The following is a 4,262-nucleotide window of genomic DNA, read 5'->3' as shown; positions in this document are numbered from 1 at the left end:
TTATTTGTTTATATTTTTGTAACTAACAGCCACATTTTGACAAAATTTGTTTATTAATGTCAAAAGCATTATTGATTATTATTTCCAGCCATAAACTGGACTTCTCGGGTATTTCCAGCAGTTTTCAATTTTACCATATTGGTCTCGTATAGTTTAATGGCATCTGAGTTAACTTTCTTTATTTTCATAAAAAACACGCACCTTTCACAACAAATTTTTTTGTTATGAAAAGTGCGTTTATATCGGTCAATTGGAACTTAATATGAAGTTTTGTTCTTTCGTATACCTAGGGGCAAATTTCGCTTTAACCTATGAATTCCTCTACGGAATTCTGACTCGATTCATAATAATCGGTCACCGAAAAGTTTTGCCTTCGGCAATGGTTATGGAGGTAGTTGGATTTATTAGACAATATGTAATGACCTCCACATTGTAGGTTCGTGGATTTACCTGTATACTAAAGATTGTCAAAGTCAATGGTAACAGGGATTACCGCATACAAAGGGAGGTCATCAAATGAATTATAACACAGTTTACGTAGGAATGGATGTACACAAAGAAAGTTTTACATTTTGTGCGTACACAATCGATGCAGAGAAAGGTTCCCACTTCCAGAGAACAGAAGCTGATTACAAAAATGTTCTGAAATATCTGGAGTTTCTTCGTACCGTCTACGGAAACGATGCTAACTTTATATGCGGTTATGAGGCGGGTTGCCTCGGTTATACTTTATATCATCAATTAATAGAGCATCATGTTAACTGTGTGATACTTGCGCCAACAACGATGCTTGAGCAGTGCAGCAGAAGAAGAATTAAGACTGATCGGCGTGATGCTGAAATCATTGCCAAATGTCTGGCACAGCATAATTACAGTCCTGTTCATATCCCTACAGCAACGGACGAGGAAACAAAAGAATTCCTCCGTATGAGGGATGATCATAAACTGGCACTGAAAAAGGTCAAGCAGCAGATTCTTGCATTTTGTCTTCGCCACAACTATCGCTATGATGGAAACAGTCATTGGACAGCAGCGCACATCAAATGGCTTAAGTCATTAAAGCCTGAGGCACTTTATAAGGAAATCCTCGACGAATATCTGCTGACCTATACTACCCTTAGCGATAAGCTTGAACGGTTGGATAAACGCATTGAGGAGCTTGCCTCCAAGGATGAATACAGAGAATCGGTTAAGAAACTCTGTTGTTTCATCGGTATCAAGACTCACACCGCATTATCTGTTCTGATTGAGGTTGGCGATTTTCAGCGTTTTGCTTCTGCACAGAAATTTGCTTCCTACCTGGGACTTGTACCGGGTGAGGATTCCAGCGGTGATGAACAGACAAGGCTTGGCATTACCAAAGCCGGAAATCGTCATGTGCGTATGCTCCTTACAGAAGCTTCCCAGTGCTATGCCCGTGGTCAGATAGGATTCAAATCAAAGGAACTGAAATCACGTCAAGCCGGTAATTCACCACAGGTTATTGCTTATGCAGATAAAGCCAATGAACGCTTAAGACGCCGATACTACAAAATGGTTCTTGGAAAAAGTAAGAAACACAATGTAGCTAAAACAGCGATTGCGCGTGAGCTTGCCTGTTTCATGTGGGGCATGATGACTGATCATATCACCTGATACAGGTATAACATCGTGCTGCCGATATCAAGACCAGGCCGCTGCCAGCGGTGCTTCGCAGCCTTGACATCATCATCCCGCTGTTATAGCAGGTAATCAAGCAGATGTAAGATGGCTTGCGCCACATACATCTGGCCAGTAACTAAAGTAACAACTGAAGACATCCTGAAAGGGCTTCGGCCATTTCAAGGTTCGAGCTATCTGCGATAAATCTATGTTGGCACAGAGAAATCTGTGATCCACGCAATTAGACGGTAGAGCTCACGGCGGACCATTGACCTGTCGGTAACCAATCCACGTATATCAGAGTGGCCAATGCCGGGAACTGATACTCCGAGTCTCTTTCCGGGTGCCTTCAGACAACTAAATAAAGTTTTGTGGTGATTTCTGTTAACTTGTACTTGACAAGAGGTCATTACATATCAGATTTTACTTCTAAGGAAGTCTTAAAGTATAACCATAATTAAATATAAACAATCACAATGCCTGTCTCCGATGATTTATTATCATAATATGAAAATATTTTTCCCCATGCATAATCATATTCTATTCCTGTAATACCTTCATTACTTGGAATTCCTAATTCATTTTTCAAAAAATCATTATTATGTTTTCTTAATTCTTTCAGAATATCATCATTCATTGTTTGATAATTCATTTTGTACTTCTCTTCAGCATTACTTAATTCAACTTTTGATATTATCTTATTATCACAAAAAATAGTAGTCCAGAACTTTTCTTTATTTAATTCCATTGGCTCCTTGGATATATATACTTTTCCAGTACTCCATTAGCACAATTAAAATCAAAATTAGGGTCAAATCTTTGCGCTAATCCTCCTTGACCAAATTGCGGATTATTCAAAGCGACTCCATCTGCCACATTTAGTTCTCCATGAACTTTGTAAGGAGTTAACTTACTTCTGTATTCTGCATAAGCCATTTCTTTTTCATAATATGGTTTTACTTGCAATCCTCCAAAGACCTTTTGAGCATCATTGCCTATAGTCTGCGCTACTTCTGATGTTATAGAATACCCCGTTGGGAATGGTTCGCCCATATAGATTATATCACCATCATGTAATGTTATATTCGTATAGGCATCCACACCAGTATAGGGATAACTACCTTGCCAAGCGGACGCTACTTCTGATGGATTACAACTTTCCCAACACACATTTTCTTTCCCATATGTATCCCTATAATAATTATACCAATCCATTTCTGTAACATCATCTATTGTTGTACTTCCACCCTTAAATCTACTGGCTTCTATCAACTATATTTCTGTTATATATTTACTTGGTATTACATCAGCTAACCATACCTTTTCATTTCCAAAATAAAAAAGTATTCCATCTTCCCAAGCTCTTTTTGCATCAATTTGCAAAACACATGGTTTATTATCACGTCTTAATCCAACACTCTGTGCTGTACTAATATCTTGTGACAAATGAACATATTGTCTTCCTTGAGGTAATAGACCATTAATTTTTATACTTGATAAAAATCTTCTAGCCGTACCATGATATAAAATATCTGGAGGTATCATTTTTTCTTTCTTTATGTGCATCGGAATTGAATGACCATAAAATGCTCTGATTTTTCCACCGCTTATTTCATGTCTCTTCTTCTCTGATTTATCTATCATAACTAATAAATCGTCTTCTGATGTACCTATCCATTTCATATCCTTATTCAGAGCATCCACTAATTGTTCTACTGACACCCAACCTTCTTCATCCATCTCCAACTCATATTCCCAAGGTGCATGACGAAGTGCATACGATACTTCTTTGCTTAATTCTTCATAATTAATCATCTGCTTCTTCCTCATCTATCATTTCCTGTATTGCTTCCTTAAACCATTCCCAGAAAGTATTATACTCTTTTCTCTGTTCATATCCAGCACTTGCAAAATCATGAATAATTTGGACTTTACTATTTTTTTTAATATCAAAACAAGCTATATCATCACTATCATCTCTTCTAGCAAAAGGAACAAGTTCTCTATCTGGATAACGTTCCTTTAATCCTTTAATTCTTTTTTCAACCTGTTCTTTGCTCATTAAGTACCAAAAATCAAAGTCCACCAGATTTAGTTCAACAATTTTTAAAAACTCTTTGGGATAATTAAATTCTTGATATACTTTACTTACATCATATATTTCCATGTTTGCCTCCTACTTTATTGTATCCATATCAAACGCTCCAAATGGATTACTATTTCTAAAAGATGCCTTTTGTTTTCCAACTCTTAGACTAATTGCATCGCCCCATGTAACAGGAACACCTTTCTTAGTTGTAAATCTCTCGATATATTCCTCAGGTAAAATATCATTATATCCATGCACATTAGCTTTAACATTAATACCAGCTTCTCTTGCAGATACAACACGTGTATTATCTATTGTTGTATATATTCCATCAGGCATTTCTACCACATCAATCGGGTCACCCTTCCACCCATTCTTCTTCATGCTATCTATAATCTCACTTGAACCATTTACAGACGATTGACTATATCTTATTTCTTTAGGATTAATTGTCTTACTTCCACCCTCACAAGTAATACTTCTTTCAGACTCCACCCGTCCTTTGCTAGTAGACATACCCCTATTCTTTCCA

At 37.0% G+C, this 4,262-nt stretch carries 5 protein-coding genes and 1 pseudogene; 1 reads left to right on the top strand and 5 read right to left on the bottom strand.

Annotated features, from left to right (window positions below; all coding sequences use genetic code 11):
* Positions 1 to 516 precede the first annotated feature (516 nt).
* On the top strand, positions 517 to 1,635 hold the full coding sequence (locus AB5150_RS15570; RefSeq protein WP_055145656.1) for an IS110 family transposase: 1,119 nt from the start codon (positions 517 to 519) through the stop codon (positions 1,633 to 1,635).
* 463 nt (positions 1,636 to 2,098) lie between these two features.
* On the opposite strand, the gene AB5150_RS15565 is transcribed toward AB5150_RS15570, so the two are convergent.
* The 5 genes and pseudogenes from AB5150_RS15565 to AB5150_RS15545 form a co-directional block, all read right to left on the bottom strand.
* Positions 2,099 to 2,389 (bottom strand): hypothetical protein, encoded by a 291-nt coding sequence (locus AB5150_RS15565; RefSeq protein WP_055148070.1) that lies wholly within the window; start codon positions 2,387 to 2,389, stop codon positions 2,099 to 2,101.
* The gene (locus AB5150_RS15560; RefSeq protein ID WP_368292175.1) at positions 2,380 to 2,913 is read right to left on the bottom strand and encodes a hypothetical protein; all 534 of its coding nucleotides are present in this window, start codon (positions 2,911 to 2,913) and stop codon (positions 2,380 to 2,382) included. The genes AB5150_RS15565 and AB5150_RS15560 overlap by 10 nt, the downstream gene beginning before the upstream one ends.
* The gene (locus tag AB5150_RS15555) at positions 2,914 to 3,453 is read right to left on the bottom strand and encodes an RNA 2'-phosphotransferase (RefSeq protein ID WP_055148075.1); all 540 of its coding nucleotides are present in this window, start codon (positions 3,451 to 3,453) and stop codon (positions 2,914 to 2,916) included.
* Positions 3,449 to 3,808 (bottom strand): SMI1/KNR4 family protein, encoded by a 360-nt coding sequence (locus tag AB5150_RS15550; RefSeq protein ID WP_015533470.1) that lies wholly within the window; start codon positions 3,806 to 3,808, stop codon positions 3,449 to 3,451. The genes AB5150_RS15555 and AB5150_RS15550 overlap by 5 nt, the downstream gene beginning before the upstream one ends.
* 9 nt (positions 3,809 to 3,817) lie before the next feature.
* Positions 3,818 to 4,262 (bottom strand): annotated as a pseudogene (locus tag AB5150_RS15545) (hypothetical protein); the annotation flags it as partial.

The sequence above is a fragment of the Coprococcus sp. RTP21281st1_F1_RTP21281_210402 genome, from assembly GCF_040915325.1.
GTDB lineage: Bacteria > Bacillota > Clostridia > Lachnospirales > Lachnospiraceae > Coprococcus > Coprococcus aceti.
The sequence above is the reverse complement of the archived record's forward strand: the minus strand, read 5'-3'. Positions and strand labels throughout refer to the sequence as shown.

Bases quoted from the DNA above. Each gene is read 5' to 3' on its own strand.
- AB5150_RS15570 (WP_055145656.1), top strand. From the start codon at position 517: ATGAATTATAACACAGTTTACGTAGGAATGGATGTACACAAAGAAAGT.
- AB5150_RS15565 (WP_055148070.1), bottom strand. From the start codon at position 2,389: ATGGAATTAAATAAAGAAAAGTTCTGGACTACTATTTTTTGTGATAAT.
- AB5150_RS15550 (WP_015533470.1), bottom strand. From the start codon at position 3,808: ATGGAAATATATGATGTAAGTAAAGTATATCAAGAATTTAATTATCCC.